Raw genomic sequence first — 364 nt, 5'->3', positions numbered from 1 at the left:
AGAATAGCAAGCTATACTGCCAGAATGCTTAATAAAGGTACTACCAATAATTCTAGGCAAGAGATTGAAGATAAGTTAAGTGCTCTAAAATCTTCTATCCGTTTTTCAGGTTCTAATGGTAGAATAAGTGCAAACATTAGTACTACCGAGGAACACCTAATGGAGACTGTAGCATTAATGACGGATATGTTAAAAAATCCAGCGTTTAATGAAGCAGAATTAGAAAAATTAAAAACAGCTGACCTCGCAAATATTGAGCGCAATAAAACAGAACCTCAGTTTTTAGCAAGTAAGAAATTAAGCAGTCTAAATCAGCATTATGAAAAAGGTCATCCATTGTATGCGCCATCCATAGAAGATGATA

Annotated in this window: 1 protein-coding gene; it reads left to right on the top strand. The window is 34.6% G+C overall.

All coding sequences use genetic code 11. The features are described from left to right. The coding region (locus H4O21_RS28445; RefSeq protein ID WP_182812570.1) for an insulinase family protein at nucleotides 1-364 on the top strand (364 nt) is incomplete at both ends.

Origin of the sequence: Oceanospirillum sediminis (genome assembly GCF_014164585.1) — a bacterium.
GTDB lineage: Bacteria > Pseudomonadota > Gammaproteobacteria > Pseudomonadales > Halomonadaceae > Oceanospirillum > Oceanospirillum sediminis.
Note: the sequence above shows the minus strand (reverse complement) of the source record. Positions and strands in the feature narration are given on the sequence as shown.